This is a genomic window from Nocardia canadensis (genome assembly GCF_032656385.1).
Classification (GTDB): Bacteria; Actinomycetota; Actinomycetes; order Mycobacteriales; family Mycobacteriaceae; genus Nocardia; species Nocardia canadensis.
Genome location: NZ_JAVCWB010000010.1, coordinates 696,129 through 719,586 on the forward strand (window position 1 = coordinate 696,129; position 23,458 = coordinate 719,586).

The 23,458-nt window shown below is 68.0% G+C and carries 27 protein-coding genes; 11 read left to right on the forward strand and 16 right to left on the reverse strand.

What is annotated here, in order from left to right; all coding sequences use genetic code 11:
* Positions 1 to 109 precede the first annotated feature (109 nt).
* The gene (locus Q7X29_RS26660; RefSeq protein ID WP_316575716.1) at positions 110 to 562 is read left to right on the forward strand and encodes an RDD family protein; all 453 of its coding nucleotides are present in this window, start codon (positions 110 to 112) and stop codon (positions 560 to 562) included.
* A 50-nt stretch (positions 563 to 612) separates the two neighbouring features.
* Here the strand turns inward: Q7X29_RS26660 and nrdE are convergent, their stop codons facing one another.
* From nrdE to Q7X29_RS26680, 4 genes are all read right to left on the reverse strand, one after another.
* Positions 613 to 2,694 carry a class 1b ribonucleoside-diphosphate reductase subunit alpha gene (gene nrdE, locus Q7X29_RS26665; protein WP_255587059.1) on the reverse strand — a complete coding sequence of 694 codons (2,082 nt, stop codon included), beginning with the start codon at positions 2,692 to 2,694 and terminating at the stop codon, positions 613 to 615.
* A gap of 59 nt (positions 2,695 to 2,753) precedes the next feature.
* Positions 2,754 to 3,224: a class Ib ribonucleoside-diphosphate reductase assembly flavoprotein NrdI gene (gene nrdI, locus Q7X29_RS26670; RefSeq protein ID WP_316575717.1), complete on the reverse strand. Its 471-nt coding sequence runs from the start codon at positions 3,222 to 3,224 to the stop codon at positions 2,754 to 2,756.
* Positions 3,225 to 3,247: 23 nt separating this feature from the next.
* Positions 3,248 to 3,481, reverse strand: a complete 234-nt coding sequence (locus Q7X29_RS26675; RefSeq protein WP_218716707.1) for a redoxin NrdH — start codon at positions 3,479 to 3,481, stop codon at positions 3,248 to 3,250.
* Between the two features lie 391 nt (positions 3,482 to 3,872).
* Positions 3,873 to 4,442, reverse strand: a complete 570-nt coding sequence (locus Q7X29_RS26680) for an NAD(P)H-dependent oxidoreductase (RefSeq protein WP_316575718.1) — start codon at positions 4,440 to 4,442, stop codon at positions 3,873 to 3,875.
* 87 nt (positions 4,443 to 4,529) lie between these two features.
* On the opposite strand from Q7X29_RS26680, the gene Q7X29_RS26685 reads away from it, so the two are divergent.
* On the forward strand, positions 4,530 to 5,186 hold the full coding sequence (locus Q7X29_RS26685) for a TetR/AcrR family transcriptional regulator (RefSeq protein ID WP_394358738.1): 657 nt from the start codon (positions 4,530 to 4,532) through the stop codon (positions 5,184 to 5,186).
* 6 nt (positions 5,187 to 5,192) lie between these two features.
* Positions 5,193 to 6,017: an ammonia-dependent NAD(+) synthetase gene (gene nadE / locus Q7X29_RS26690; protein WP_218716710.1), complete on the forward strand. Its 825-nt coding sequence runs from the start codon at positions 5,193 to 5,195 to the stop codon at positions 6,015 to 6,017.
* A 33-nt stretch (positions 6,018 to 6,050) separates the two neighbouring features.
* Here the strand turns inward: nadE and Q7X29_RS26695 are convergent, their stop codons facing one another.
* The 3 genes from Q7X29_RS26695 to moaA all read right to left on the reverse strand — a co-directional run bounded on the left by Q7X29_RS26695 (position 6,051) and on the right by moaA (position 7,715).
* Positions 6,051 to 6,263, reverse strand: a complete 213-nt coding sequence (locus Q7X29_RS26695) for a DUF1801 domain-containing protein (protein WP_316575719.1) — start codon at positions 6,261 to 6,263, stop codon at positions 6,051 to 6,053.
* 158 nt (positions 6,264 to 6,421) lie between these two features.
* Entirely contained in the window at positions 6,422 to 6,664 is a 243-nt protein-coding gene (locus Q7X29_RS26700) for a MoaD/ThiS family protein (protein WP_316575720.1), read from the reverse strand.
* Complete coding sequence (gene moaA / locus Q7X29_RS26705; protein WP_218716713.1) at positions 6,657 to 7,715, reverse strand: GTP 3',8-cyclase MoaA; 1,059 nt, start codon at positions 7,713 to 7,715, stop codon at positions 6,657 to 6,659. The genes Q7X29_RS26700 and moaA overlap by 8 nt, the downstream gene beginning before the upstream one ends.
* Positions 7,716 to 7,857: 142 nt before the next feature.
* Between moaA and Q7X29_RS26710 the strand changes: the two genes are divergently transcribed.
* The 3 genes from Q7X29_RS26710 to Q7X29_RS26720 are packed head-to-tail and all read left to right on the forward strand — an operon-like array spanning position 7,858 to position 10,554.
* Positions 7,858 to 9,063 (forward strand): molybdopterin molybdotransferase MoeA, encoded by a 1,206-nt coding sequence (locus tag Q7X29_RS26710; protein WP_218716714.1) that lies wholly within the window; start codon positions 7,858 to 7,860, stop codon positions 9,061 to 9,063.
* On the forward strand, positions 9,060 to 10,130 hold the full coding sequence (gene moaCB / locus Q7X29_RS26715) for a bifunctional molybdenum cofactor biosynthesis protein MoaC/MoaB (RefSeq protein WP_218716715.1): 1,071 nt from the start codon (positions 9,060 to 9,062) through the stop codon (positions 10,128 to 10,130). Before Q7X29_RS26710 ends, moaCB begins: the two co-directional genes overlap by 4 nt.
* Entirely contained in the window at positions 10,123 to 10,554 is a 432-nt protein-coding gene (locus tag Q7X29_RS26720; protein ID WP_218716716.1) for a molybdenum cofactor biosynthesis protein MoaE, read from the forward strand. The genes moaCB and Q7X29_RS26720 overlap by 8 nt, the downstream gene beginning before the upstream one ends.
* Before the next feature lie 3 nt (positions 10,555 to 10,557).
* Here Q7X29_RS26720 and Q7X29_RS26725 read toward each other — a convergent pair whose 3' ends face one another.
* From Q7X29_RS26725 to Q7X29_RS26735, 3 genes are all read right to left on the reverse strand, one after another.
* The gene (locus Q7X29_RS26725; RefSeq protein WP_218716717.1) at positions 10,558 to 11,577 is read right to left on the reverse strand and encodes a CobW family GTP-binding protein; all 1,020 of its coding nucleotides are present in this window, start codon (positions 11,575 to 11,577) and stop codon (positions 10,558 to 10,560) included.
* Between the two features lie 77 nt (positions 11,578 to 11,654).
* Positions 11,655 to 13,244, reverse strand: coding sequence for an N-acetylmuramoyl-L-alanine amidase (locus Q7X29_RS33145; RefSeq protein WP_394358739.1), 1,590 nt, complete (start codon positions 13,242 to 13,244; stop codon positions 11,655 to 11,657).
* A 177-nt stretch (positions 13,245 to 13,421) separates the two neighbouring features.
* Entirely contained in the window at positions 13,422 to 13,958 is a 537-nt protein-coding gene (locus Q7X29_RS26735; RefSeq protein ID WP_218717022.1) for a sigma-70 family RNA polymerase sigma factor, read from the reverse strand.
* A 214-nt stretch (positions 13,959 to 14,172) separates the two neighbouring features.
* On the opposite strand from Q7X29_RS26735, the gene Q7X29_RS26740 reads away from it, so the two are divergent.
* Positions 14,173 to 14,499 carry a hypothetical protein gene (locus tag Q7X29_RS26740; RefSeq protein WP_316575721.1) on the forward strand — a complete coding sequence of 109 codons (327 nt, stop codon included), beginning with the start codon at positions 14,173 to 14,175 and terminating at the stop codon, positions 14,497 to 14,499.
* A 48-nt stretch (positions 14,500 to 14,547) separates the two neighbouring features.
* Here the strand turns inward: Q7X29_RS26740 and Q7X29_RS26745 are convergent, their stop codons facing one another.
* From Q7X29_RS26745 to Q7X29_RS26755, 3 genes are all read right to left on the reverse strand, one after another.
* Complete coding sequence (locus Q7X29_RS26745; protein WP_316575722.1) at positions 14,548 to 15,111, reverse strand: GNAT family N-acetyltransferase; 564 nt, start codon at positions 15,109 to 15,111, stop codon at positions 14,548 to 14,550.
* Positions 15,112 to 15,265: 154 nt separating this feature from the next.
* A complete protein-coding gene (locus Q7X29_RS26750) occupies positions 15,266 to 16,075 on the reverse strand; it encodes a helix-turn-helix transcriptional regulator (RefSeq protein WP_316575723.1) in 810 nt (269 codons plus the stop codon).
* A gap of 50 nt (positions 16,076 to 16,125) precedes the next feature.
* Positions 16,126 to 17,244 (reverse strand): serine/threonine-protein kinase, encoded by a 1,119-nt coding sequence (locus tag Q7X29_RS26755; RefSeq protein WP_316575724.1) that lies wholly within the window; start codon positions 17,242 to 17,244, stop codon positions 16,126 to 16,128.
* A 765-nt stretch (positions 17,245 to 18,009) separates the two neighbouring features.
* On the opposite strand from Q7X29_RS26755, the gene Q7X29_RS26760 reads away from it, so the two are divergent.
* Entirely contained in the window at positions 18,010 to 18,552 is a 543-nt protein-coding gene (locus tag Q7X29_RS26760; RefSeq protein WP_316575725.1) for a hypothetical protein, read from the forward strand.
* A complete protein-coding gene (locus Q7X29_RS26765; protein ID WP_316575726.1) occupies positions 18,552 to 19,079 on the forward strand; it encodes a hypothetical protein in 528 nt (175 codons plus the stop codon). Before Q7X29_RS26760 ends, Q7X29_RS26765 begins: the two co-directional genes overlap by 1 nt.
* Positions 19,080 to 19,400: 321 nt before the next feature.
* Here Q7X29_RS26765 and Q7X29_RS26770 read toward each other — a convergent pair whose 3' ends face one another.
* Positions 19,401 to 19,868 (reverse strand): VOC family protein, encoded by a 468-nt coding sequence (locus Q7X29_RS26770; RefSeq protein ID WP_316575727.1) that lies wholly within the window; start codon positions 19,866 to 19,868, stop codon positions 19,401 to 19,403.
* A 132-nt stretch (positions 19,869 to 20,000) separates the two neighbouring features.
* Here Q7X29_RS26770 and Q7X29_RS26775 point away from each other — a divergent pair, with 132 nt between their 5' ends.
* The gene (locus Q7X29_RS26775; RefSeq protein WP_316575728.1) at positions 20,001 to 20,462 is read left to right on the forward strand and encodes a hypothetical protein; all 462 of its coding nucleotides are present in this window, start codon (positions 20,001 to 20,003) and stop codon (positions 20,460 to 20,462) included.
* A 170-nt stretch (positions 20,463 to 20,632) separates the two neighbouring features.
* Here Q7X29_RS26775 and Q7X29_RS26780 read toward each other — a convergent pair whose 3' ends face one another.
* Positions 20,633 to 20,863 (reverse strand): hypothetical protein, encoded by a 231-nt coding sequence (locus Q7X29_RS26780; protein WP_394358740.1) that lies wholly within the window; start codon positions 20,861 to 20,863, stop codon positions 20,633 to 20,635.
* 134 nt (positions 20,864 to 20,997) lie between these two features.
* On the opposite strand from Q7X29_RS26780, the gene Q7X29_RS26785 reads away from it, so the two are divergent.
* Complete coding sequence (locus tag Q7X29_RS26785; RefSeq protein WP_316575729.1) at positions 20,998 to 21,885, forward strand: NmrA/HSCARG family protein; 888 nt, start codon at positions 20,998 to 21,000, stop codon at positions 21,883 to 21,885.
* On the opposite strand, the gene Q7X29_RS26790 is transcribed toward Q7X29_RS26785, so the two are convergent.
* The gene (locus tag Q7X29_RS26790; protein WP_316575730.1) at positions 21,866 to 23,368 is read right to left on the reverse strand and encodes a nitrilase-related carbon-nitrogen hydrolase; all 1,503 of its coding nucleotides are present in this window, start codon (positions 23,366 to 23,368) and stop codon (positions 21,866 to 21,868) included. The two genes, Q7X29_RS26785 and Q7X29_RS26790, sit on opposite strands and share 20 nt — an antisense overlap.
* Between the last annotated feature and the right edge of the window lie 90 nt (positions 23,369 to 23,458).

The following is a 23,458-nucleotide window of genomic DNA, read 5'->3' on the forward strand; positions in this document are numbered from 1 at the left end:
GCGGATTCCGGTCCGACGCGCATCGCCGCGGCGCGGCGACCTGGGCTTCCCGCGCACGGCAAGGTCGGCACCGGGTGGTTGTTAAGCGAGGTCGGCCACGCTGGGCCCCATGAGCACGACGACACCGCCCCGGCGCGCCGAGCGGACCGGCGGCTACGAGCGCGACGCCGACGGGCGACTGACCTACGTCCGCCCCGACGCCGCGGAGCCGCAGCGCCCGGCAGACGAATTCCCGCTCAGCGGAACCACTTCCACCGGCGACGAGACCGGGGTGATCCCCGCCTTCCTCATCGACACGGCGCTGCACGCCGCCATCGGTGTCACCGTCTGGTACCTCGCGACCGGTTCGACCGCCGTCCTGTACGGCATCGCGGCCTGGCTCGGCGCGTCCTTCCTGCACCGCACGGTCGTCCAGCGGTTCACCCGCACGACCTTCGGCAAATGCTCGTTCGGCCTGCGTCTGCGCTACGCCGACGGCCGCTACCCGTCGCTGTGGCGGTTGATCGGGCAGTGGTTGCGCGGCGGCTGGTGCTGCTTCGATCTGTTCGGCAGTATCGGCTGACGCGAAAGGGGCGGTCTCCCACGGAGACCGCCCCTTTTCCCGCGCTCAGCTCACAGCATGCAGGACACGCAACCCTCGACTTCGGTTCCCTCCAGGGCCATCTGACGCAGGCGGATGTAGTAGAGCGTCTTGATGCCCTTGCGCCAGGCGTAGATCTGGGCCTTGTTCAGGTCGCGGGTGGTGGCGGTGTCCTTGAAGAACAGCGTCAGCGACAGGCCCTGGTCCACGTGCTGGGTGGCCGCGGCGTAAGTGTCGATGATCTTCTCGTAGCCGATTTCGTAGGCGTCGTCGTAGTACTCGAGGTTGTCGTTGTCGAGGTACGGGGCCGGGTAGTAGACGCGGCCGATCTTGCCTTCCTTGCGGATCTCGATCTTCGACGCCACCGGGTGGATCGAGCTGGTGGAGTGGTTGATGTAGGAGATCGACCCGGTGGGCGGGACGGCCTGCAGGTTCTGGTTGTAGATGCCGAACTCCTGCACCGAGGCCTTCAGCTCACGCCAGTCGTCCTGGGTGGGGATGTGCACGCCGGCGTCGGCGAAGAGCTGACGGACCTTGTCGGTCTTGGGCTCCCACGCCTGCTCGGTGTACTTGTCGAAGTACTCGCCGCTGGCGTACTTCGACTCCGCGAAGCCGCCGAACGCGCTACCGCGCTCCTTCGCGATCAGGTTCGAGGCCCGGATCGCGTGGTAGACCACGGTGTAGAAGTACATGTTGGTGAAGTCGACGCCCTCTTCGGAGCCGTAGTGGACCCGCTCCCGCGCCAGGTAGCCGTGCAGGTTCATCTGGCCGAGGCCGATGGCGTGGGACTCGTTGTTGCCCTGCTCGATCGAGGGCACCGAGTAGATGTGGGTCTGGTCCGAGACGGCGGTCAGCGCGCGGATCGAGGTCTCGATGGTCTGGCCGAAGTCCGGCGAGTCCATCGCCTTGGCGATGTTGAGCGAGCCGAGGTTGCAGGAGATGTCCTTGCCGACCTTCGAGTAGGACAGGTCGTCGTTGAACTCCGAGGGGGTCGAGACCTGCAGGATCTCCGAGCACAGGTTCGAGTGGGTGATCTTGCCCTTGATCGGGTTGGCCCGGTTCACCGTGTCCTCGAACATGATGTACGGGTAGCCCGACTCGAACTGCAGCTCGGCGATGGTCTGGAAGAACTCGCGCGCCTTGATCTTCGACTTGCGGATGCGCTTGTCGTCGACCATCTCGTAGTACTTCTCGGTGACGTCGACATCGGCGAACGGCTTGCCGTAGATGCGCTCGACGTCGTACGGCGAGAACAGGTACATGTCCTCGTTCTTCTTCGCCAGCTCGAAGGTGATGTCGGGGATCACCACGCCCAGCGACAGCGTCTTGATGCGGATCTTCTCGTCCGCGTTCTCCCGCTTGGTGTCGAGGAAGCGGTAGATGTCGGGGTGGTGCGCGTGCAGGTAGACCGCGCCGGCGCCCTGACGCGCGCCCAGCTGGTTGGCGTAGGAGAACGAGTCCTCGAGCAGCTTCATGATCGGGATGACACCCGAGCTCTGGTTCTCGATCTTCTTGATCGGCGCGCCGTGCTCACGGATGTTGCTCAGCAGCAGCGCCACACCGCCGCCGCGCTTGGACAGCTGCAGGGCGGAGTTGATGGAGCGGCCGATCGACTCCATGTTGTCCTCGATGCGCAGCAGGAAGCAGGACACGGGCTCGCCGCGCTGCTTCTTGCCGGAGTTGAGGAAGGTCGGGGTGGCGGGCTGGAACCGGCCGTCGATGATCTCGTCGACCAGCTTGTCCGCGAGGACCTGGTCGCCGGCGGCCAGCGTCAGCGCGACCATCACGACCCGGTCCTCGAACCGCTCCAGGTAGCGCTTGCCGTCGAAGGTCTTGAGCGTGTACGAGGTGTAGTACTTGAATGCGCCGAGGAAGGTCGGGAACCGGAACTTCTTGGCGTAGGCCCGCTGGAACAGGCTCTTGATGTACTCGCGGCTGTACTGGTCGAGGACTTCGGCCTCGTAGTAGTTCTCGTCGACCAGGTAGTCCAGCTTCTCGTCCAGGTTGTGGAAGAAGACGGTGTTCTGGTTGACGTGCTGCAAGAAGTACTGGTGCGCGGCCTCGCGATCCTTGTCGAACTGGATCTGTCCGTCGGGGCCGTACAGGTTCAGCATCGCGTTGAGGGCGTGGTAGTCGAGGACCTCGCCCGCCTCGCCGCGCACCGCGGCCTGCTCTAGGCGGGCAGTCTTGCCGGTCGGTGCTGTGGTTGCTGTTGCCAAAACAATCCCAATCCCTCTCGGACGCGCGCGACGTCCTCAGCGGTTCCCATGAGTTCGAAGCGATACAGGTACGGCACCCCGCATTTTCGCGAGATGATGTCGCCCGCAGCGCAATAGGTATCGCCGAAGTTCGTGTTGCCGGCCGCGATCACCCCGCGCAGCAGGGCGCGGTTGTGCGGGTCGTTGAGGAACTTGGCGACCTGCCGCGGTACGAGGTCCTTGTCGGACCGTTGTCCACCCATCACGTGCCGACCACCCCCGTAGGTGGGGGTGATCAGCACGTAGGGTTCGTCGACGCGCAGCGAATCAGCGGTGTGCAATGGAAGCCGAGTAGCCGGCAAACCCAGCTTCTCGACGAAACGACGAGTGTTCTCCGAAGCGCTGGAGAAGTAGACCAGCCCGCCCGGAGTCGTCCGTTCGGGCATGACGCCTCCTTCCGGCGAAGGTCCTAAGCGGCCGCGACGGCGAGCGACTTGATGCGATCGGGGCGGAAGCCCGACCAGTGATCCTCACCGGCGACGACGACCGGTGCCTGCAGGTAACCGAGCGCCATGACGTAGTCACGGGCCTCGGTGTTCTCGGAGATGTCGATGATCTCGTAGTCCACCCCGGCCTTGTCGAGCGCCTTGTAGGTGGCATTGCACTGGACGCAAGCGGGCTTGGTGTACACGGTGATGGTCATCTAGGTTCTCCCTCTCCTATGCCTGATCCACAGCCTGTGATCCGTATGCAGTGCACGAACGGTGATGCTGCGCAAACTCCTGGATCTGGCGAAGAAAGCCCTGCTCGTAACCCCTTCCCTTGGGCCCGATCAGTGGTGGCTTCACACCGTGTTCCAGTACTGGAGACACTACACCTAGTGGCCGACAGATTGGAACAACACAAGGTGTTGCGAGTCGCACAGATGTAATTCCCACGCCGTAAGTCCCAGGACGCGCGATCGACACGCTGGGAAAACAGTGGCCCAGATCACGATTTTGCATCCCGGCGAGTCTTCAGCAAACTTCGCGGACATGCGAAGGGGCGTCACATCCGCGTGGGATGCGACGCCCCGTGTCGAGCCGACAGGCAGCTTACGCCGAGACGAGCTTGCCGTCCGCGGCGGCAACCAGCTCGTGCACGGTCGCGCCGAGCTGGGTCAGCGCCTCGGCGTCCTGAGCCGGGTGGGTCTGGCCGAAACGCTCGCCGATGGTGCCGAAGCGCGCGTGGGCCGCCTCGACGACGACGCCGCCCGCGACACCGATCGCCTTGACCGCGTCACCGTGGGCCCACTCGGCCGCACGCGGGCTGATCGAGGCACTCACCACGGCGACCGGCTTGTCCTTGATCGCACCGGCCGCGTAGGGACGCGAGGCCCAGTCGATGGCGTTCTTCAGCACGGCGGGCAGGGTGCCGTTGTACTCGGGGGTGACCAGCAGGACGGCGTCGGCCGCGGCGACGGCGGCACGCAGCGCCGCGGCCTGCGCGGGCACCGAACCCGCGACGTCCAGGTCCTCGTTGTAGAACGGGATCTCCCCCAGACCCTCGTAGATCGCGATGTCCACACCTTCCGGGGCGGTCTGCACGGCCGCCTCGGCGAGCCTGCGATTGATCGAGCCCGCGCGCAGGCTTCCGACGAGAGTGAGGATGCGGGTCCCGGCCATGACGACTCCTGGTGTACTCAGTGGGATGATCGAAGTTTCATCCGACATTAACCGGACCGCAGTCCGATTACTTCCCGCGGAGGACGTGTGAGCGGCGTGAGCTCCAGCACACCCAGGCCGGACGAGCCGCCGCTGCTGCCGATCGGGCCGCCACGGCCCGGCGAGGCCGAGCCGATCGAGCGCGCCGACGCCGCCCGCAACCGCGCGCTGCTGCTCGACGCGGCCCAGCAGCTGGTGCGTGAGCACGGGGTGGCGGGACTGACGATGGACGCGGTCGCCAAGCGCGCCGGGGTCGGCAAGGGCACCGTCTTCCGGCGGTTCGGTAACCGCACCGGGCTGATGCTGGCCCTGCTCGACCACTCCGAACAGAAATTCCAGGCGGCGTTCATGTTCGGGCCGCCCCCGCTGGGCCCCACAGCGAACCCGGTCGAGCGGTTGATCGCGTTCGGCCGTACGCGCCTGCTCGACGTCGCCGTCGAGAGCGATCTGCACCGCGCCGCGGAGGAGAAGGGGCGGTTCGGCGGCGGCCCGTACGGCCTGCACAAGGCGCATGTCGTGCTGTTGCTGCGGGAGGCCGGGGTGAGCGGGGAACTGCCGCTGGTGGCCGACTCGCTGCTGTCGACATTGTCCGCGGCGCTGGTCATTCACCAGATCGACATCCTGGGCTACACCCGCGCTCAGATCGGCGACAACTGGGAATGGCTCGTTCGCCGCGTCGTTTCCCCTGCCGCACAAGTAGAGTGAGGCGGCATGGGGACACTGCGTGAACAGATCATCGCCGAGTTGGGCGTGCTGCCGGAGATCGAGCCGAAGCAGGAGGTCCGCCGTCGCGTCGACTTCCTCAAGGACTACCTGAACTCCACCCCCGCCCGCGGCTTCGCCCTGGGCATCAGCGGCGGCCAGGACAGCGCCCTGGCGGGCAGGCTGTGCCAGCTCGCCGTCGAGGAACTGCGCGCCGAGGGCGTCGAGGCGACCTTCCTCGCCGTGCGGCTGCCCTACGGCATGCAGGCCGACGAGCACGACGCGCAGATCGCGCTGAACTTCATCGACCCCGACCGGGCGGTCGTGGTGAACATCCGGCCCGGCGCCGACGCGGTGGCCGCCGAGGTCGCCGGGGCGCTCGACCACGAGCGGCTGCGCGATTTCGTGCGGGGCAACATCAAGGCCCGCGAGCGGATGGTCGCCCAGTACGCGCTGGCCGGGCAGGAGAACCTGCTGGTCGTCGGCACCGATCACGCCGCCGAGGCGGTCACCGGGTTCTTCACCAAGTTCGGTGACGGCGGCGTCGACCTGACCCCGCTCACCGGTCTCACCAAGCGTCAGGGCGCCGCGCTGTTGCAGGAACTGGGCGCGCCGTCGAGCATCTGGTCCAAGGTCCCCACCGCCGACCTCGAGGACGACCGCCCCGCCCTGCCCGATGAGGAAGCCCTCGGCCTGCGCTACGCCGAGCTCGACGACTACCTCGAGGGCAAGGACGTCACGCCGGAGGTCGCCGCCCGCGTGGAGTCGATCTTCACCAACACCCGGCACAAGCGCACCGTCCCGGTCACCCCGCTCGACACCTGGTGGCGGTAGCCGGCTGCCCGGGATTCCGGCCGCCGGGTCGACTCAGTTCTCCCCCGGCGCGCCGACACCGGACGCTGTCGCGCGCAACAGAGCGCGGACCAGGTCGTAGTCCGGTTCCTTGCGGAAGCGCAGGCAGCCCTTGCCCATGTCCTGGCTCGCCAGGCGCTCGGCGAAGGCGGCGCGGACGTCGGCCCGCAGCAGGTAGAAGGAGATGTACTGCTTTCTGGCTCGCGAAGGCGATCTCGCCGACACCATCTCGCTCGTAGGCGGGCATGCCGTAGGCCATGACCTCGGTGCGGCCGGGGAGTTCGGCCAGGCACAGCTCACGCAGCCGGGTCAGCGCCGCGCGCCGATGGTCCGGGAGTTCGGCGAGATAGGCGTCGACGTCGGGAGCCGCGCTCTGGACCATCCTGCTAACCGCCCGCGAACGGGGGCAGGACGTCGACCCGGTCGCGGAGCATGGCCGACGGGTCGCGGGTGAGTTCGTCGCCGATCAGGAAGGCGCAGACCCCGACGAGCGAGTCGACCTCGGAGCCGTAGGCGGCGGCGAGCGAGGCGCGCAGGTCGGCGACGGTCGCGCCCGCGGGCAGGTCGAGTGATTCGGTGCTCTTGCCGACCGCGTCGGCGATCGCGGCGAAGTAGCGGACCTCAACCACCGATGGCTCCCATCGTGCGTTCCGGAGGGACGAAACCGGCGGCGTCGATACCGTGACCGGCCCACTTCTGCCACATGGCGCCGCGCCACAGCTCGGCGACCTCGTCGTCGTCGGCACCGGCGCGCAGCGCGGTCCGCACATCGAACTCCTGGTCGCTGAACAGGCACGAGCGCAGCATGCCGTCGGCGGTGAGCCGGGTCCGGTCGCAGCTGTCGCAGAACTTACGGGTGACGGTCGCGATGATGCCGACCGTGGCCGGGCCGCCGTCGACCAGCCACTTCTCGGCCGGCGCCGAGGGGTCGGCGCGGCCCGCCTCGGTGAGGGTGAACCGTTCGCCGAGCACGTCGAGCAGGTCGGCGGCGGTCACCATGTCGGTGCGCGCCCACTCGTGGTCGGCGTCGAGCGGCATCTCCTCGATGAAGCGCAGCTCGCACTGTTCGGCCAGGCACCACGCGAGCAGGTCGGGCGCACCGGCCAGGTTCTGCCGCATCAGCACCGCGTTCACCTTGACCGGGGCGAGCCCGACATCGCGGGCGGCGCGGATGCCGTCGAGTACCGACTCGAGCCGGTCGCGGCGGGTCAGCCGGGTGAAGTCGGCCCGGTCGACGGTGTCGAGGGAGACATTGACCCGGCTCAGTCCGGCCTCGGCCAGGGCCTTGGCGCGGTGTTCGAGGCCGACGCCGTTGGTCGTCATGGCCAGCGGGGTGTCGGGCACGGCCGCGTGACAGCCCGCGATGATCTGCTCGAGCTCGCGGCGCATCAGCGGTTCGCCGCCGGTGAAGCGGACCTCGCGCACGCCCAGTTCCCGCACGGCCAGCGTCACCAGCCGGACGATCTCGTCGGCGCTGAGCAGTTCCTCGCGCGGAATCGGCGGCAGGCCCTCTTCGGGCATGCAGTAGGTGCAGCGCAGCGAGCACTTCTCGGTGATGGAGACGCGCAGATCGCGCGCGACCCGACCGAAGCGGTCGACGAGGAGCGGCGTCTCGGGCCGGCCGTCGAGGGAGGGCCGCTCCGATCGCACAGCGGGTATCCCCATTTCGACCAGCGTCATCTTTACAGTATGACCCGTCGCCCCCGACGCGGACCGTCCGGAGCGCCGATCCGTCACGAAGTCGACAGCTCACCGTCCGTGCCCCTCGACGGTGAGCGATCCGGGCCTGACCCGCCGGTCGGACGGCGATTAGGCTGGCAGCATGACTCCCCGGCCCGCCACCGCGTCGGCGCGCAGCGTCGACGAGTACCGCGACACCGTCGCCGCGCTGCTGGCCCCGCTCGCCGACCGCCCGGCCGAGCAGGTGGCGGTGCCCGACGCGCTGGGCCGCGTGCTGACCGCCGACGTGCTGTCCCCGATCGATCTGCCGGTCTTCCGCAACTCGGCCATGGACGGATACGCGGTGCGCGCCGCCGACGTGGCGGTCACGCCGGTCACCCTGCCGGTCGTCGGGGTCGTGGCGGCGGGCAAGCCGGGCACCGAGCCGCTGCCGGCGGGCTCGGCGCTGAAGGTGATGACCGGTGCGCCGATCCCGCCCGGCGCCGACTGCGTCGTCCCGGTCGAGGACGTGCAGGCGGGCGAGGGCCGGATCGTGGTCGAGCGCGGCCGGGCCCGCGGTGAGTTCGTGCGCGAGGCCGGCACCGATGTGCGCGCCGGCGAGCTGGTCGCCCGGGCGGGCACCGTGCTCGCGCCCCGGCACATCGCGGCGCTGGCCGCCGTCGGCCTGCCGACCGTGCCGGTGCTGAGCCGTCTGCGCGCGGTCTGCATCACCACCGGTGACGAACTCCAGCCCGCCGGGACCGAGCTGGCACCGGGCCAGATCTACAACTCCAACGGGATCGCGCTGGCCGCGGCCCTGCGCGCCGACGGTGTCGAGGTCGTCGAGGTCGCGCACAGCACCGACGATCCGGCGGAGTTCACCGCCGTGCTGCGCGCAGCCGTGGCCGCCGCCGATCTGGTCTTCACCTCCGGCGGGGTGTCGAAGGGCGATTTCGAGGTGGTCAAGGACGTGCTGCAGCCCCTGGGCGGCACCTTCGGTTCGGTCGCGGTGCAGCCCGGCGGACCGCAGGGGTACACGGTCGTCGACGGTGTGCCGGTGCTGAGTTTTCCGGGCAATCCGGTGAGCACCACCGTGTCCTACTCGGTGTTCGCCCGCGACGTGGTGCGCGCGCTGGGCGGCCTGCCCGCGCCGGCCACCGCCGAGGTCACCCTGCTGACACCCGTGCGCTCCCCCGCGGGCAGACGCCAGTATCTGCGCGGCCTGGTGACCGACGACGGCGTCGAGGTGGTCTCGGGCCCCGGTTCCCATCTCATCGCGGGCATGGCCTGGGCCGATGTGCTCGTCGATGTGCCCGCCGAGGTCACCTCGCTGCCCGCGGGTGTCCCTGTGCGAATCTTGTCGCTATGAGCGAGTTGTCCCACGTCGACCGCGAGGGTCGCGCGCGCATGGTCGATGTCAGCGGTAAGGCCGACACCACCCGGATCGCTGTCGCCGCAGGCGAATTGCAGACCACCGCCGAGGTGGTCGCGCTGGTGCGGGCCGAGGGGATGCCCAAGGCCGATGTGCTGTCGACCGCGCGGCTGGCCGGAATCGCCGGTGCCAAGAAGACTTCCGAGCTGATTCCGCTGTGTCATCAGCTGGCACTGTCGTCGGTGAAGGTGGAGTTCGGGTTCACCGAGACGACCATCACCGTCGAGGCCACCGCCAAGACCACCGGGCCGACCGGGGTCGAGATGGAGGCGCTCACGGCCGTGGCCGTCGCGGGTCTCACGCTGCACGACATGGTGAAGGCGGTGGACCCCGCGGCAGTGATGAACGGGGTGCGGCTGGTCACCAAAGAAGGTGGCAAGCACGGGCATTGGGTGCGTCCGGAGGCGCGATCCAGCAGCGCGCCGACGAGCCCGACCGGCAACGGCTCGGACACCGCACCCGCCGAATCCGGTTCGGCGACAACCGCTCCGGTCGACACCACTACCGAACACGCGACCGCCGTGCGTGATTCGCGCACGGCGGTGGTCGTGGTCGCGTCCACCGGGGCCGCGGCGGGAACCCGCGTCGACACCACCGGCCCGGTGCTCGCCGAATGGCTCGGCGCCCAGGGATTCTCGGTGCGCGGCCCGCTCGTGTACGCCGACGCCGAGATCGCGGCCGGGTTGGCCGATGCCCTCACGGACGCGCCGTCGCTGATCGTCACCACCGGTGGCACCGGCGCCTCCCCCACCGATGCCACCCCCGAGGCCACCCGGGCCGTCCTCGATCGCGAACTGCCCGGCGTCGCCGATGCCATCCGGCAGCGCGGCACGGCGAAGTTCCCGCTCGCGGCGCTCAGCCGGGGCGTGGCCGGGCTGGCAGGCCGCACCGTCGTGGTCAACCTGCCGGGTTCGCCCGGCGGGGTGAAGGACGGGATCGCGGTCCTGGAACCCCTGTTGAATCATCTGCTCGCGCAAGTAGCCGGAGGCGGCGACCATGAATGACCACGGCGCGGTGCGCCTGACCGCGATCAGCGACCAGGCGCTGGATCCGATCGCCGTCGAAAAGGCTGTCGACGGACCGGAGTTCGGTGCCGTCGTGGTGTTCACCGGCAAGGTGCGCAATCACGACGGCGGCCAGGCGGTGACGGCGCTCGAATACTCCGCGCACCCCCAGGCCGAGCGGTTCCTGACCGAGATCTGCGCCGAAGTCGCCGCCGCGCACGGACTTCCGGTGGCGGCGAGCCATCGCATCGGCTCGCTCACCATCGGTGACCTGGCGATCGTGGTGGCGGTCGCGGCGCCGCATCGGGCCGAGGCGTTCACCGTCTGCGCCGAACTCGTCGACCGGATCAAGCACGAGGTGCCGATCTGGAAGCGGCAGCTGTTCGCCGACGGCCTGTCCGAATGGGTCAATGCCTGCGGCTGAGCGTCACCGCGGGGTGTAGCGCCAGACGCCGAGCATCGCCTGGTCGTCCATCAGCTCCTCGCCCTCGAAGACGGTGCCGCGCAAGCGTTCCAGTGCCGCGTCCTCGTCGAGTCCGGTGCCGATGAGCACCAGGTTCGACACGCGTTCCTCGCCGCGCCCCCACGAGCCGGGGGTGAACACCACATGCCTGCCGACCAGGTGCATCTCGAACTTGCGCCGCTCTCCCGCCACCGCGAAGGCCACACAGCCCTTGGCCCGGAACAGGCCCGGCGGCGGATCTTCCAGGAAGGCGATCAGGGCGCGCGGGTCCAGCTCCCGCTTGCTGGTGAACGACACCGACACGTATTCGTCGTGCAGGTGCCGGTGGGCCGGGTCGTCGTGATCATGGTCGTGGTCGTCGAGCAACGAGTCGAAACTGAGCTGCTGGGCCACCTTCGGTTCCGCGAGCACCCGGTCGTCGAACAGCAGACCGGGATCGACGCGGCCGTAGGTCGTCGCGTAGACCGGCACCTGGCCGACCCACTCCGACACCTGCGCGCGCAGCTCGGCCAGTGCCTCGGCCGAGACCCGGTCGGCCTTGTTCACCAGCACGAGATCGGCCAGGCGCAGGTGCGAGACCAGTTCCGGGTGCTGGGCGCTCGTCGCGCCGAACAGCTCGGCGTCGACCACCTCGACCAGCCCGCCGTATCCGATCCGCGGGTTCGGGTTGGCCACCACCATGCGGATCAGATTGCGTGGCTCGGCCAGCCCACTGGCCTCCACCACGATGACGTCGACGGCGCTGCGCGGCTGCGCCAGCGTCGCGAACAGGTCGTCGAGTTCGGAGACGTCCACCGCGCAGCACACGCAGCCGTTGCCCAGCGACACCATCGCGTCGACCTGGCCCGCCACCAGCATCGCGTCGATGTTCACCGCGCCGAAGTCGTTGACCACCACCCCGATCCGGGTGCCCCGGTTGTTGCGCAACAGCGAGTTGAGCAGGGTCGTCTTACCCGACCCGAGAAACCCCGCAACGATCACCACAGGAATCACCGTGCCGATTGTGCCGCAACGGCCGCGGCCGCCGACCCCTGGGCGGGTCGGCGGCCGCGCGCGTGCGGTTACTTCGTCGGGCCGAAGACCAGGCCGACCAGCGTGTAGGCGAGGTTGATCAACTGGTTGGTGATCGCGGTGTTGTCCATGCCCAGTGCCCTGGCCAGCGGCATCAGCATGTTCATCACGGTGAGGATCGGACCGCCGAGCGAACTCAGGTCGGGGGCCGTCTCGTCCGGGGCGGACTGCTGCTGATTCTTGGGCGTGGTGCCGCGTTCCCGCGGGGTGGGCGCGGGCGCCGCCGGTGCGCCGGGCGCCGCGGTGCGCACCTCGGCGGTGCCGGGGATCGCCAGGTGCCCGCCCGAGCCGGTCGGCGGCTTCGGGGCCACCCGGGGCTGCTGGGCGGGAGCCTGGTCGGGGGCGCCGCCGGGGAACGTCAGGTGTCCGCTGGATCCAGCGGGCAGCCGGGGCTCGGCGGAGACCGGGTCACCGAGCGGTGCGCGGGCCGGAACGGCCGCGGGCTGGGCGGGCGCCGGTGCCGGAGTCGGCTCGGTGGTCGGCGGTTGATCGCCGCCGGGCGCTGCCTCCGGGGCCGCGGCGGGCGCTTGCGCGTCCGCGGGCGGGCTCGGGGGCGTGCTGGTCGGGGTCGTCCCGGCAGGCGCGCCTGCCGGGGCGGGGGCCGGTGTGGGGTCGGCCGGAGCCGGATTCTCTGCCGGGGCCGGGGCCGGATCGGCGGGATTCGAGTTCGCTGCCGGGGCCGGGGTGGTCGGCGCGGCGGCTGGTTCCGGCGCCGGAGCGGGGGTCGCGGCGGGGACGCGGCCGTTCGCGGGTGTCGAATCCGGCGCGGACGCGGGCACGGCGGCCGAGACGGGCTTGTTGAGCAGGAAGCCCACCACCCCGGTCGCGATCGCGACGGCGTGCTCGAGCTGTCCCTCGCGCGATTCGAGCAGTGCGGCGTCCTCGGGATTGGCGCCGTTGCCCATCTCGACGAAGACCAGCGGCACCTGGGTCAGCGCCGGGCCGGCCACATCGGCCCTGGTCTGCAACCCGTTGCTGACGCCCGCGTAGGTGGCGGACGGGAAGCCGGCGGCGAGATAGGCATCGCGCACCGCGGTCGACGCGGCGCGGCCCGCACCGGACTGCGCGCGGTCGGCGACCGCATCGGGGATCGGCAGCTGCGGCACGATCAGATGGAAGCCGCGCTGGTCGGCGGGGGCGCTGTCGGCGTGGATGCTCACCGCGATCGCGGCACCGGACTCATTGGCGGCGCGGGCGCGATCGTCGACGCAGCCGCCCCAGCCGGTGTCGTCGGCGCGACTGAGCACCACCTCGGCGCCGAGCGCCTGCAGCGACGCCTTCACCAGCTGGGTGACCTCCCAGTTGATGGTGTGCTCGGGGATGCCGTTGAGCGAGGTCATGCCGGTGGTCTGGCAGTCCTTGGTGCCGCCGCGCCCATTGTCGACCTGGCGGCTCAGATCCTCCGCGTGCGCGGACCCCTGATGGCCGGGGTCGAGGAAGATCGTCTTGCCGGCGAGCTGGTCACCGACGGCGGGTTCCGGCGCGGCGTGCGCCGTCGCGGGCACCAGTCCCGTCAGCGACAGGACGACCGCGGCGGAGACGGTGGAGCAGAGACCGGCCTTGATGATGTTTGGTTGCATGTTCGGTCGGTGCCCCGGAACGGAGCACCCCTCCCTTCCCATTGGTAACACCAAACCCAGTGGTTCACTCTTGCAACGTGAGCAACCACAGAGCAAGCACCGTTACCGAAATGTGACGAGAGGAAAGCGCAGGTTAACGCTGGTCAAATGCCCAGATCGCGGGCGATGTCGACCCGATCAGGCAACCTCGGGCAATTGCCGCAGCGAGCGCAGCGCGTAGTGCACGCGGGTCTTCACCGTCCCCACCGGCACCCCGAAATCCGCGGCCACCTCCCGGTAGCCGCGATCGTGCAGGATCACCTCGACGACCGCGGCCCGCTGCGGCTCGGGCAGTCGGGCCAGCAGCTGATCGACCAGCAACCCGTCGACCAGCCCGTCGGCGAAATCCGGCCTGCCGATGCAGGCGACCTCGGTGATGTCGTCCCAGCCGACGTCACCGGGCCGGGCGGCGCGCGCCCGCACGATGTCGACGACGACGTTGCGCTCGATCGCCAGCAGCCAGGTCCGCACGCTGCCCTTGCGCGCGTCGAAGTCACGACACGACCGCCAGCCACGCAGCAGGGTCTCCTGCACCGCGTGCTCGGCCAGGCCGGGATCTCCCAGACTGCGCATCGCCCGCCAGTGCAGCAGGCCACGGTCGGTGGCCAGCACCTCGGCCAGCCCGTCGGGGGTACACAGGCGCGCGCAGTGCGCACCGCAGGAGTTGTCCTTCATATGGGGGTATCGCCGCGCATCGCCCCGATGACAACGCCGGCGTTAAGCCACTCTTCAGAATCCTGCTGGCCCCGCACGCGACACTCGTTTCGCGAGCCCGGCCAGGGCCTGCTCCAGGAGGGGGGAGCAGGGCCGCCGGGCTCGCCCTTTTCCACCCATTCCCTGGCGCGAGCGGGGATCGGCGACGACAATCGCGGCGAGGGAGCGAGAAAACGTGGACATCCATGCATATCCGACCGACGCGCAGACGCCGGTCGACCGGGCCGAGGCCACCCGCATCGCGGCCGACCATCTACCACCCCCGATCCCGGCCACCGACCGGCACATCGTCGAATTCGCCGGCGGCTTCGTCGTCTACGAGGTCCGGCCGCTACACGCGCCCGTGGATCGGCCACTGCCGATCGGCGGTTCGGTGTACGTCATCGACAAGGCGACCGGCGCGGTGTCGTACTGGCCGACCTACCCGTGCTCGGCGGTCGCCGAGCGCTACGAAGCGGGACGGGTGATCGTCGAGGACGCCTGGCCCGAGCAGGACGACTGATCGCGGAGTACAAACACCCGACGCCGGTCGGCAGGCCGCGCCGGCAGTTCAGGCCCGGAACGAGTGCAAGGCGGCCGTGCACAGGGTCTGCTCGGCACCGAACCATTCGAAAGTGCCGACCACCTGAAATCCCAGGCGAGCGGCGAGTCCGCGCGAGCGAACGTTGGCCGACCGGGTCGCGATGAGGACGGGCTGGTCCGGGAGTTCATCCGCGGCAGCGCGCAACACGGCGCGGGCCGCTTCGGACGCCAGGCCCGCGCCCCAGGCGCGACGCCGCAGCAGGTAGCCCAGTTCCAGTTCCCCACCGTCGTCGGTGACGTGGCCGGGCTCGTCGGCGGCGCGCCGTTTGAGTTCGAAGGTGCCGATCAGCTCATCGGTGACCTTGTCGGCGATGACGAAGTGGCCCGGAGTCGCGGTCGCGTTGGCCGCTCCGCCGATCGCGTCGATGCGTCGTTCGACATCCTCCCGCCGCCGCGGCTCCCCGAGGAAGGTCCAGACATCCGGGTCGGTCTGCAGCTCTATGAGCCCTTCCCGATCGGTGTCACGCGCCTTGCGCAGCAGCACACGCTCCGCGACGATCTGGATCGCGGACAGCATCGGTGACTGTGTCATGTGGCCTTCCGTTGCGTGGACGTCGATCCACCCATCTTGCACCCCGCTCGGACAACCTCGACGCACGAGAACTCCTTCACGGCAATGACGTTCACGTGATCCTGAGCCCACCCACCCACAGGACCAGGGCACGGACAGCGCCGGCGGATTCGCGTCAACCGTTCAGGTAGGTGCGGATCAGTTCACGATCCTCGGCGGTGGCGGGCAACTGCGCGACGAGGAGCAGTTCCGGGTTCTCGACCAGCCGCAGCTGGAACAGCTCGAGGGCGATCGGCCCCATCTCGGGATGGTCGATGTCGAGGACGGCGGGCTGGAAGTCCTGTACCGGATACTCCGACCACCAGGTGCGGAATTCGGCACTGGCGGCGCTCAATTCGGTGACCACGCGGGTCAGGCGTTGGTCGCCGGGGCTGTTGCCGACCAGCACCCGGAACTGGCTCAGGATCGCCCGCGCGGCGGCTTCCCAGCCGCGCATCATGGCTCGGTTGCGCTCGTCGGTGTACATCCACCACAGCAGATTCCGGCGCTCGGGTGCCAGGGCGGACGGATCGGTGCGGATCCGGCGGAACGCGCTGTTCCACACGACGAAGTCCAGGCAGGCGTCGTGCACCACGGCCGGAGTCGGCCACATCTCGTCGACCAGACGCTGCAGACGCGAGAGCTGATCGGTGGCGCGGTAGGTCACCACCGGGTCGGCGAGACCCGCGAGTCTGCGCAACTGTCTGTGCTGCACGGGTTCCAGGCGCAGCGCTCGGGCCAGCGCGTCGACCACCTGCGGGCTCGCGGTGATCTTGCGGCCCTGCTCCAGCCACGTGTACCAGGTGAGACTCACCCCGGCCAGGTTTCCCTGCTCTGCACTACTTGCGGCCGGAACTGGTGCGTGATTGCCTCTTTCAATCGCCAGATCGGTGGTCAGTGCGGGCAGACTTGACGTCGTCGCGCAATCGTTCTGCCTACCGATCAATCAACAGAGCACCCAGTATGCACAATGGCGCCTTCCTCAGCGCGAACCAGCTACCGACGGGAATTGGCCGCTTGCGCTTCCCACCGAAATTCGTAGTCAGTGCTGCCCAGTACCAACCGGATCGCAGCCAGTAGTCCTGCACGGTTCCGGGGTGTTTCTAACCTCTGCATCAGGGGTGGGCTCGGATGGGTTAGTACGATGGTCCACCCTTCAAGCCTGACCAACGAAGCTCCAGATAGCAAAGCCAGGAGCGTGCTTCCATATGGGCGGGTGGCGGACTTGATTTCCTGCCATGCTTGCTGGATCTCTTCAAGTCGGTGCGGCGGCTTCGGCTGCGCTTCGAGCGCCCGAAGGGCAGCGGTGGCCAGCTGCGAGCAAGATTCGAAGCGCCCGCCCGCATCCTTCGCAAGAGCTTGATCAATAACGTCATCGAATCCGGTCGCTATAGACGCATTTTGGGCACTAACTCTCGGCACAGAACCAGTCGCACGGGCTGCAATGATCTGCCATATATCTCCGTCGTATGGCAAGGAGCCGGTGAGCAATTGGAACAGCACGCATCCGAGGGAATATACGTCGGAACGATTGTCAACTGTCGCCTGTGGATCAAACCTCTCCGGTGCCGCATATCGGATGGACGCGATCATGTTGGATGTGCCAGTCAGCCGGCTCGTCTCATCGAAACTCTTCGCGATACCGAAATCCCCGAGGATTGCCCGCTCCCGGCGGCCGCTCGTCAACAGCACATTCGCCGGTTTCACATCCCGGTGAAGAAACCCGCGGTCATGTGCGTGATCGAGCGCTTCGGCGATGTCAGAAACTATCGAGACCGCGCGCTCCGGTGCGATCGGACCTCGTTGAAGTTCGGCATCAAGATCGCTTCCATCGATGTACGCCATCGCGATCCACGGCCGACCCCGCTCTTCCCCGCCTGCGTGAATGGCAACAATGTTGGGATGTGTAAGCGCCGCAACAGCATGCGCCTCGCGTTCGAACCTTTTCCTGGAAGCTGGATCGATACTCGCGAGCGCGGGCAAGACCTTGAGCGCAATCTTGCGGGGAAGGTCGCGATCCTGTGCCAGGTATACCTCACCCATTCCACCCGAGCCGAGCAGGTACTCGATTTCGTATCCGGCGAAGATATTTCCTCGCTCAAACGAGTTCCCCACCCGGCGCTTCCCTCCCCCATTCGCAGTCCCCAGTCATGGAGACGTGTACAGCACCTGCCGCGTAGCTGATTCCGGACGATACGGCCAGGCCAAGACTCCCCACGCCTGCGTGGCTTGCCCGCGTGCCGTCACCGTCACCTTGAGAGATCCTACGCTGCAAGGCCTCCCGAAGTCGCGTCGATCTGCTGCCTGTGACCGCGCCCTTGGTGCTCACCCATACCTGGGTGCACCTCAGCCTCCGCACGCCGACCGCAGTCGCGGATTCATCCCCGCTCGCACGGGGACAGAGTGATCGACCACGGCGCAGGTGAAGGATGAAACGCCGACCAAGATTACTCGGTCTGCGCTGTCACGGCCGTTCATACCCGCATCCTTCGGGTACTTTGCCGCCTACGGCGCTCCATACGACTCCTGCTGTTCCACAGGTGAACGCCCGCACTGAGACGCCACATAGGTGACAGCCGTCAATGAATGTGTGGCCGATATCTTACCCAGGAGAGTGGTACGACCTCTACACCACCTATCGCCTGTGCTGTGGAAATACGCTAGCTGCGCCCGCTTTCTCGGGGGCAGCTCGGCGGGACGGGTATGCCTGCCCTGGTTGTGGCTCCTGAACGATCGCCATGCTTGGATCGAGGCTGCGCTCATCGAGGAGTGAGAATCGTTGGTGCAGAACGCTTCCTGGCGACAGCTGCCTGGCATTGCTGCACGATGGCCGTAGACTAGCCCTGATCCCTCGCGCAGCGGGGTCGGTTGGGGGGAGCAATGACGGCAGCATTCTTCGCTGCGTTGGCTCGCTTGGTCGGCGTCATGGTCGGGCGATTGTGGGATATACGATCCGAATCGACTCGCTGGCGCCGCGATCAGAAGACCGCTAGCTATCAGCGCGTCATCGAACAGTTCCAAACCACCTACGAAGCGATTCGTGTAGTCGCCCTGACCGATACCGACGCAGCAGCGTTTCAAGCCCTGATCGAGCACACCCGTTCGGGCGGGTTCGCGGCCTGGGACAGCGCGGTAGCCGCCGTGTGGCTCCACGGGTCGACTGACGTCGTCGTCGCGGTCACTGATCTCGACGAAGCCCTCGGGGCCTTGTTCTCCGCCGCAACCGACCGGCAGATTCAAGACCGCGCCGAGTGGGACCAGGCGCGCCAGCCAGCAGGGGCTGTTTTCGAACAGTTCGTCAACGCGGCGCGTAGGGAGCTCAACCTTCCCCCGGCCCCTGTAAGAGTGTTTCACTCTGCACAGACCCTCCCGACAACCGGGCGCGAGTCGGCTGAGATCACTGAACAGCGATGGGGCTCCTGATGACTGCCGCGCTACTGGCAGCGTGCGCTGCCGTCCTCGGCATCGTGATCGGCCGCCTCTGGGACCATCGCACCGAAGCAACCCGCTGGCGGCGGGATAAGCGCGCCGACAGTTACCAGCAGCTCGCTGCCGCTTTCCGTACCAGTTACGACACCATCCAACAGATCGCCCTAGCCAACACAGCAGACGATGGCATCCTCGCGACCGACAACCACGTGTGGCACAACGCGCTCAGCGGTGTCTGGATCTATGGCACTCCGGAGGCTGCGCTGGCCGCCACCCGCCTCGACAGAACCCTTAGTCAGTTGTTTGAGGATTCGAAGAACCGTCAACACAGCACAAGCGACTGGGCTTGGCCCGTGTCGCTGCTCGTCAAGGATTTGAGCAGTTCCTTGCTACTGTCCGCGCTGAGGTCTCCCGCCAGGCAGTACCCTCCACCTTCTACGACGAAGTCGCTTCGCTGTAGCCACATGGGGCTTCCGGTGCAGCCGCTATTCACCTGGTGTAAGCCGTGCGGGTTCTTCTGACTCTCCGCACTCCGGCACTCGCAGCTACTGCAATTGGTTCGCTGAATCCCGGCCTGGTGTTGCCGGACTCGGCTGCGCCTTAAGGCTGTGTAACCGACATCTCACCCCAGCCAGATGTGCACCCTACATACGTCACGTCGACTGAGCAGCGCAAAGAACACTTTGGAATTCCTCCCTCAGCGACCACCGAGCCGGTCGGCCGATCAGGGCGGCGCGTACGCTGAGCCCCACGGAGAGAGGCTGGCCGGTCGCACGGCAGGCGCCAGATGCGGATGTTCTTCTCAGAGTCCTCGGTCCAATTCCGACCTTTCTGATGCTGCTCTACCCGGTCCTGGTCTGCTTGCCGAACACCTGCGGCATCAGGACCACGAGCCAACCGTCCGGATCGGCGAACAGCACCGCGCCGCCTCGTGCCCAATATGGATTTGCGGGTGCGACCGGTTGGTGACCGCGTCCGGCTAGCCGATCTACCACGGCCCGAAGTGCTTGCTCCCCTGGCAAATACAGCACCAGTTGGTTCTCCGGACGAGGCGGTGGAATCACTGGCGGTGCCCCATGTTGGGTAATCTCCAGTTGCACCCCCGCCCCTGGCAGTCCGAACACAACCCCGTCGTACCCGTCGTGGTCATACCACTGCGCCAGCACGGCCAATCCCAGATCCTCGCGGTAGAACGCGATCACATCATCGAGCCGTGCCGTGGGCCGCGCAAACCGCACCGCCCCTACGCTCAAATGTTCCGCCCACACATCCACCTCAACACCACAATTCAACTGATCCAGAGCGATCATGGATCGGCTCCGACGACACCATGATGCGCGGTAATCGGCAGATGCGGACGTTCGTGACCGCGCGCCCAGCGCCATGAGCGGACATTCGGTGCAGTAGGCCAGTCCACCTCGCGCGGTCCCTATGATGGCGTCGTGTTCATCGCAGGCATCGGACCGTTCACAGCTCAACCAGGGCCCGAAGGCGAGAGCATCTGGTCTCCACCGGCCGCGATCAGCAGCAGCCTGTTCGACGATCCGGTCGAGGTGAATGTACTTCTCCCAGAGGGGCGGTCCGCCGATTCGGCGCTCATCGCGACGGTGCTGGGCGACATGGACCACTACCTGCTAGTCGGCCTGCGATTCCTTCACACCGAGCTGATCGCCGACCCCGCGTCCTTCGGTTCGACACCCGCGGGCGTGCGTCGATTCGAGCGGTTCGATCCCACGACCTTCCCGGTCGACCGCCCCCAGCTCAACTTTTACGATGGAATCGAATGGCTCCTGCGCTTCGCCGAGGGTGGGTTGCCGATCTGCGAACCCTACGGCGTGGCAGTGGTTTTCGTGAACCATGAACCTGTTCGGGTCGAGGATCTGCGCGACTCGACATCGATCTGAGCGGTTGCCATGCCGCTGCGCTCACACGCCCGCTTCGAGGTCGCCGTTCACCTTTTCGCATGCGCACGAAGACGCCCCTGTGTCGTGAAGGTTGCGCTGTGCCGTCAAGGCGCTGACATCGGCATTACAGGATGCTCAGATGGACTCGGTGATACCGATGGGGCACCGGCCTATTCGCGGACGGGAGAGGTGACCTTGTCTTCTCCTCTCGTGCTCGGGCTCCGAGGAGTGTGTAACCGACATCTCACCCCGGCCAGTTCGGCGACCTCTTCGCGGCGCAAGCCCGGGGTTCTGCGGCGGCCCGGGATCAGGTCCTCGGGCAGACCGACGTCGGCGGGCCGCAAGCGGGAGCGGTGGGTGGTGAGGAAGGCGGCCAGTTCGGTGCGGCGATTTTCGCTCATGACGCTCCCGGTGTCTCGGCGAACAGTGATGTTCTGGGTAGCAGTATCGGTGCCAGGACCGCGAGGCGTCGGCGGCTTAGCGTCGTAGTCGAGAGGTGATCGCGAAAGATCAGCCGGGACAAGGGAGTACGACGATGAGTGACGACAACGGGCCGGTACTGGTGATCGGTGCCACCGGGCAGCAGGGGCGGGCGACCGCGGCGGCGCTGCTCGAACGAGGACGGCGGGTCAGGGCGTTCGTGCGCGATCCGGAATCGGCGGGTGCGCTGGCGCTGCGCGCCGAGGGTGCCGAACTGGTGGTGGGCGATCTCGACGATCCGGGCAGCGTGAAGGCCGCGCTGGACGGCAGCGACAGCGTGTTCCTGATGCTCACGATGATGGAGGGGGTCCACATCACCGCGGCCGGGATCGCCGCCGAGCGGCGGCGGGGTGAGCTGGTGATCGATCTGGCGCGCGACAGCGGGATCGACCATCTCGTGTACAGCTCGCTGCGGGGCGCCGGGGAGGACTCGGGGGTGGAGTACTACGCCGCGAAGACACACCTCGAGGAGTACATCGACGCGCAGGGCGTCCCGGCGACGATCCTGCGGCCGGTGTTCTTCATGGACAACTTCCGGTCCTTCAATCGTCCGGTGCTCGACGATTCCGGCACGCTGCTGGTGAATCTCGCGGTGCGCGAGGATATCCCGATCTCGCTGATCTCGGTTCGGGATATCGGCGCCTTCGCCGCGCTCGCCCTGACCCACCGCGAGGAGTACCTGGGCCGCACGCTGCCGATCGCCGGTGATCGGCTGACCCCGCCGCAGATCGCCGAGGTCTTCGGCGCGGTGGCCGGGTTGCCCGCGCGCAGCGTGCAGGTGCCGATCGAGGCGGTGCGGGCCTTCGACGAGCAGGTGGGCAAGATGTTCGCGTATTTCAACGAGCGGCCCGACGAACCGCTCAACCTGGCCGCGCTGCGCGTCGCCCACCCCGGTGTGCAGGACCTGCCGTCCTGGCTGGCGGCTACCGGCTGGCGGCCGTAGCCGGCCGGCGTAGGGCGACCAACACGCCGAGCGACATGATCGTGAGGGTCGGCACGCCGAACCAGTCGCCCCACCGGCCGTACGGCGTGGGGCCCTGGCTGGTGCCGAGATCGGCTAGGGCCATTCGGGTTTCAGTGATGTCGGTTTCGACCGCGACGGCGATCCGGCCGCGCGCGTCGACCCCGACCAGTTCGCCGAGTTGCGCGGGTCGGGCGATGGCGATGCCCGACTCGACGGCTCGCACGACGGCCATGCGGCTGTGCAGCCAATGGTCGACGGTGAAGTCGAGGGCCGGGGCGAGCAGCAGGGTCGCTCCGTTCGCGCGGTTCTCGCGGACGAGGTCGGGGTGGTCGAGATCGGCGCAGATCGCGAGTGCCCATGGCCGACCGGGTACCGGCACCACGCTCCGGCCTGCCCGCAAGCCGGCTTCCAGGCCGGGCACCAGATACCGCTTCGCGTAAACGATGTCACCCGGATAGGCGATGGCGGCATTGACGTTGCCGTCAGGGTGCTCCAGTTCCGACCCGACCACCACGTGTATTCCGCGCCGCGTGGCGACTTCGTCGAGTGGTCCGCTCAGCAGGGCGATGTCGGATCGGGTGGCATGCCAGGCCTTCTCGGTGAACACGACGACCTGCGCGCCCTGATCGGCCGCGCGCCCGACCATCGTCACCGCCTCGGCGATCATCGCCGCGCCGGGTGCGGAATCGACGGGAACGTACATCGGCGGCTGCGCCAGCGCGACGACCGCGACCCGGACGACAGGCCCCTCGGCGGCCGAGTACCACGCACCGGCCCCGCCGACCCCGAGAATCAGCACCACCGCGACACCGAAGGTCCAGCACCGCACCGTCTTTCGCACCGATGACACAGCCCGGGCGTCGCCTCCGAGAGGGCGGCTTCGGCACATGTTTCGCCCCTGATGCGCGGTACCGGCAGCACCATCGATCGTCACCGTTTTCGGCGTCGCCACGGCATCGGCAGTCGGGTGCGGGCACGCGGTTCGCTCTCCCGGCACCGTCACGGCCGCGACGACGGCGGGCACGGCCAGCACCAGGAAGCTGATCCCCGCGACGCCGGTGACCGCCGCGATCCGCACGATCGGTCCCACCTCGGCCTGGGAGTAGCCGATGCTCCACCACGCGCCGACCCCGCCGACCAGGCGGTGCAGGTATTCCGCGCAGGTCCAGGCGGCGGGGAAGGCGAGCGCGGCGAGTCCGATTCGCCGGCGCGCGAGCAGCGTGCGGAACAGCAGGACACACGCCCCGTAGGCGATGGCACTGCCGCCGAGCAGTATGGCGGCGGCGGTCAGCGGTTGTTCCAGCGTCCGGACGAAATACGGCCAGTAGCGGGTAGTTCCGCCGAGCCACGACAGCACGGCCGCCGCGCCCACAGCCCAGGCGGGATAACGCGGCGCCGTCCACAGCACCGGTAGTGGCGCGAGAAACGCGACCAGCGGGATCGGATGCAGGCCGGTTCCCACCGCCCACAACCCTGCCGACAGCGCCGTGGCAGCGCACCAGATACCTACGTGGACAGATCTTTTCGTCGAGAACGTCACCGCTCGATGGTG

Excerpts from the sequence above, each read along its gene's own strand:
- Q7X29_RS26720 (WP_218716716.1), top strand. The coding sequence starts at position 10,123 with ATGAATGACCACGGCGCGGTGCGCCTGACCGCGATCAGCGACCAGGCG.
- Q7X29_RS26710 (WP_218716714.1), top strand. The coding sequence starts at position 7,858 with ATGACTCCCCGGCCCGCCACCGCGTCGGCGCGCAGCGTCGACGAGTAC.
- Q7X29_RS26660 (WP_316575716.1), top strand. The coding sequence starts at position 110 with ATGAGCACGACGACACCGCCCCGGCGCGCCGAGCGGACCGGCGGCTAC.
- Q7X29_RS26680 (WP_316575718.1), bottom strand. The coding sequence starts at position 4,442 with ATGGCCGGGACCCGCATCCTCACTCTCGTCGGAAGCCTGCGCGCGGGC.
- Q7X29_RS26765 (WP_316575726.1), top strand. The coding sequence starts at position 18,552 with ATGACTGCCGCGCTACTGGCAGCGTGCGCTGCCGTCCTCGGCATCGTG.
- moaA (WP_218716713.1), bottom strand. The coding sequence starts at position 7,715 with ATGACGCTGGTCGAAATGGGGATACCCGCTGTGCGATCGGAGCGGCCC.
- Q7X29_RS26675 (WP_218716707.1), bottom strand. The coding sequence starts at position 3,481 with ATGACCATCACCGTGTACACCAAGCCCGCTTGCGTCCAGTGCAATGCC.
- Q7X29_RS26745 (WP_316575722.1), bottom strand. The coding sequence starts at position 15,111 with ATGACACAGTCACCGATGCTGTCCGCGATCCAGATCGTCGCGGAGCGT.
- nrdI (WP_316575717.1), bottom strand. The coding sequence starts at position 3,224 with ATGCCCGAACGGACGACTCCGGGCGGGCTGGTCTACTTCTCCAGCGCT.
- moaCB (WP_218716715.1), top strand. The coding sequence starts at position 9,060 with ATGAGCGAGTTGTCCCACGTCGACCGCGAGGGTCGCGCGCGCATGGTC.
- nrdE (WP_255587059.1), bottom strand. The coding sequence starts at position 2,694 with ATGCTGAACCTGTACGGCCCCGACGGACAGATCCAGTTCGACAAGGAT.
- Q7X29_RS26770 (WP_316575727.1), bottom strand. The coding sequence starts at position 19,868 with ATGATCGCTCTGGATCAGTTGAATTGTGGTGTTGAGGTGGATGTGTGG.
- Q7X29_RS33145 (WP_394358739.1), bottom strand. The coding sequence starts at position 13,244 with ATGCAACCAAACATCATCAAGGCCGGTCTCTGCTCCACCGTCTCCGCC.
- Q7X29_RS26785 (WP_316575729.1), top strand. The coding sequence starts at position 20,998 with ATGAGTGACGACAACGGGCCGGTACTGGTGATCGGTGCCACCGGGCAG.
- Q7X29_RS26760 (WP_316575725.1), top strand. The coding sequence starts at position 18,010 with ATGACGGCAGCATTCTTCGCTGCGTTGGCTCGCTTGGTCGGCGTCATG.
- Q7X29_RS26735 (WP_218717022.1), bottom strand. The coding sequence starts at position 13,958 with ATGAAGGACAACTCCTGCGGTGCGCACTGCGCGCGCCTGTGTACCCCC.
- Q7X29_RS26695 (WP_316575719.1), bottom strand. The coding sequence starts at position 6,263 with ATGGTGTCGGCGAGATCGCCTTCGCGAGCCAGAAAGCAGTACATCTCC.
- Q7X29_RS26780 (WP_394358740.1), bottom strand. The coding sequence starts at position 20,863 with ATGAGCGAAAATCGCCGCACCGAACTGGCCGCCTTCCTCACCACCCAC.
- nadE (WP_218716710.1), top strand. The coding sequence starts at position 5,193 with ATGGGGACACTGCGTGAACAGATCATCGCCGAGTTGGGCGTGCTGCCG.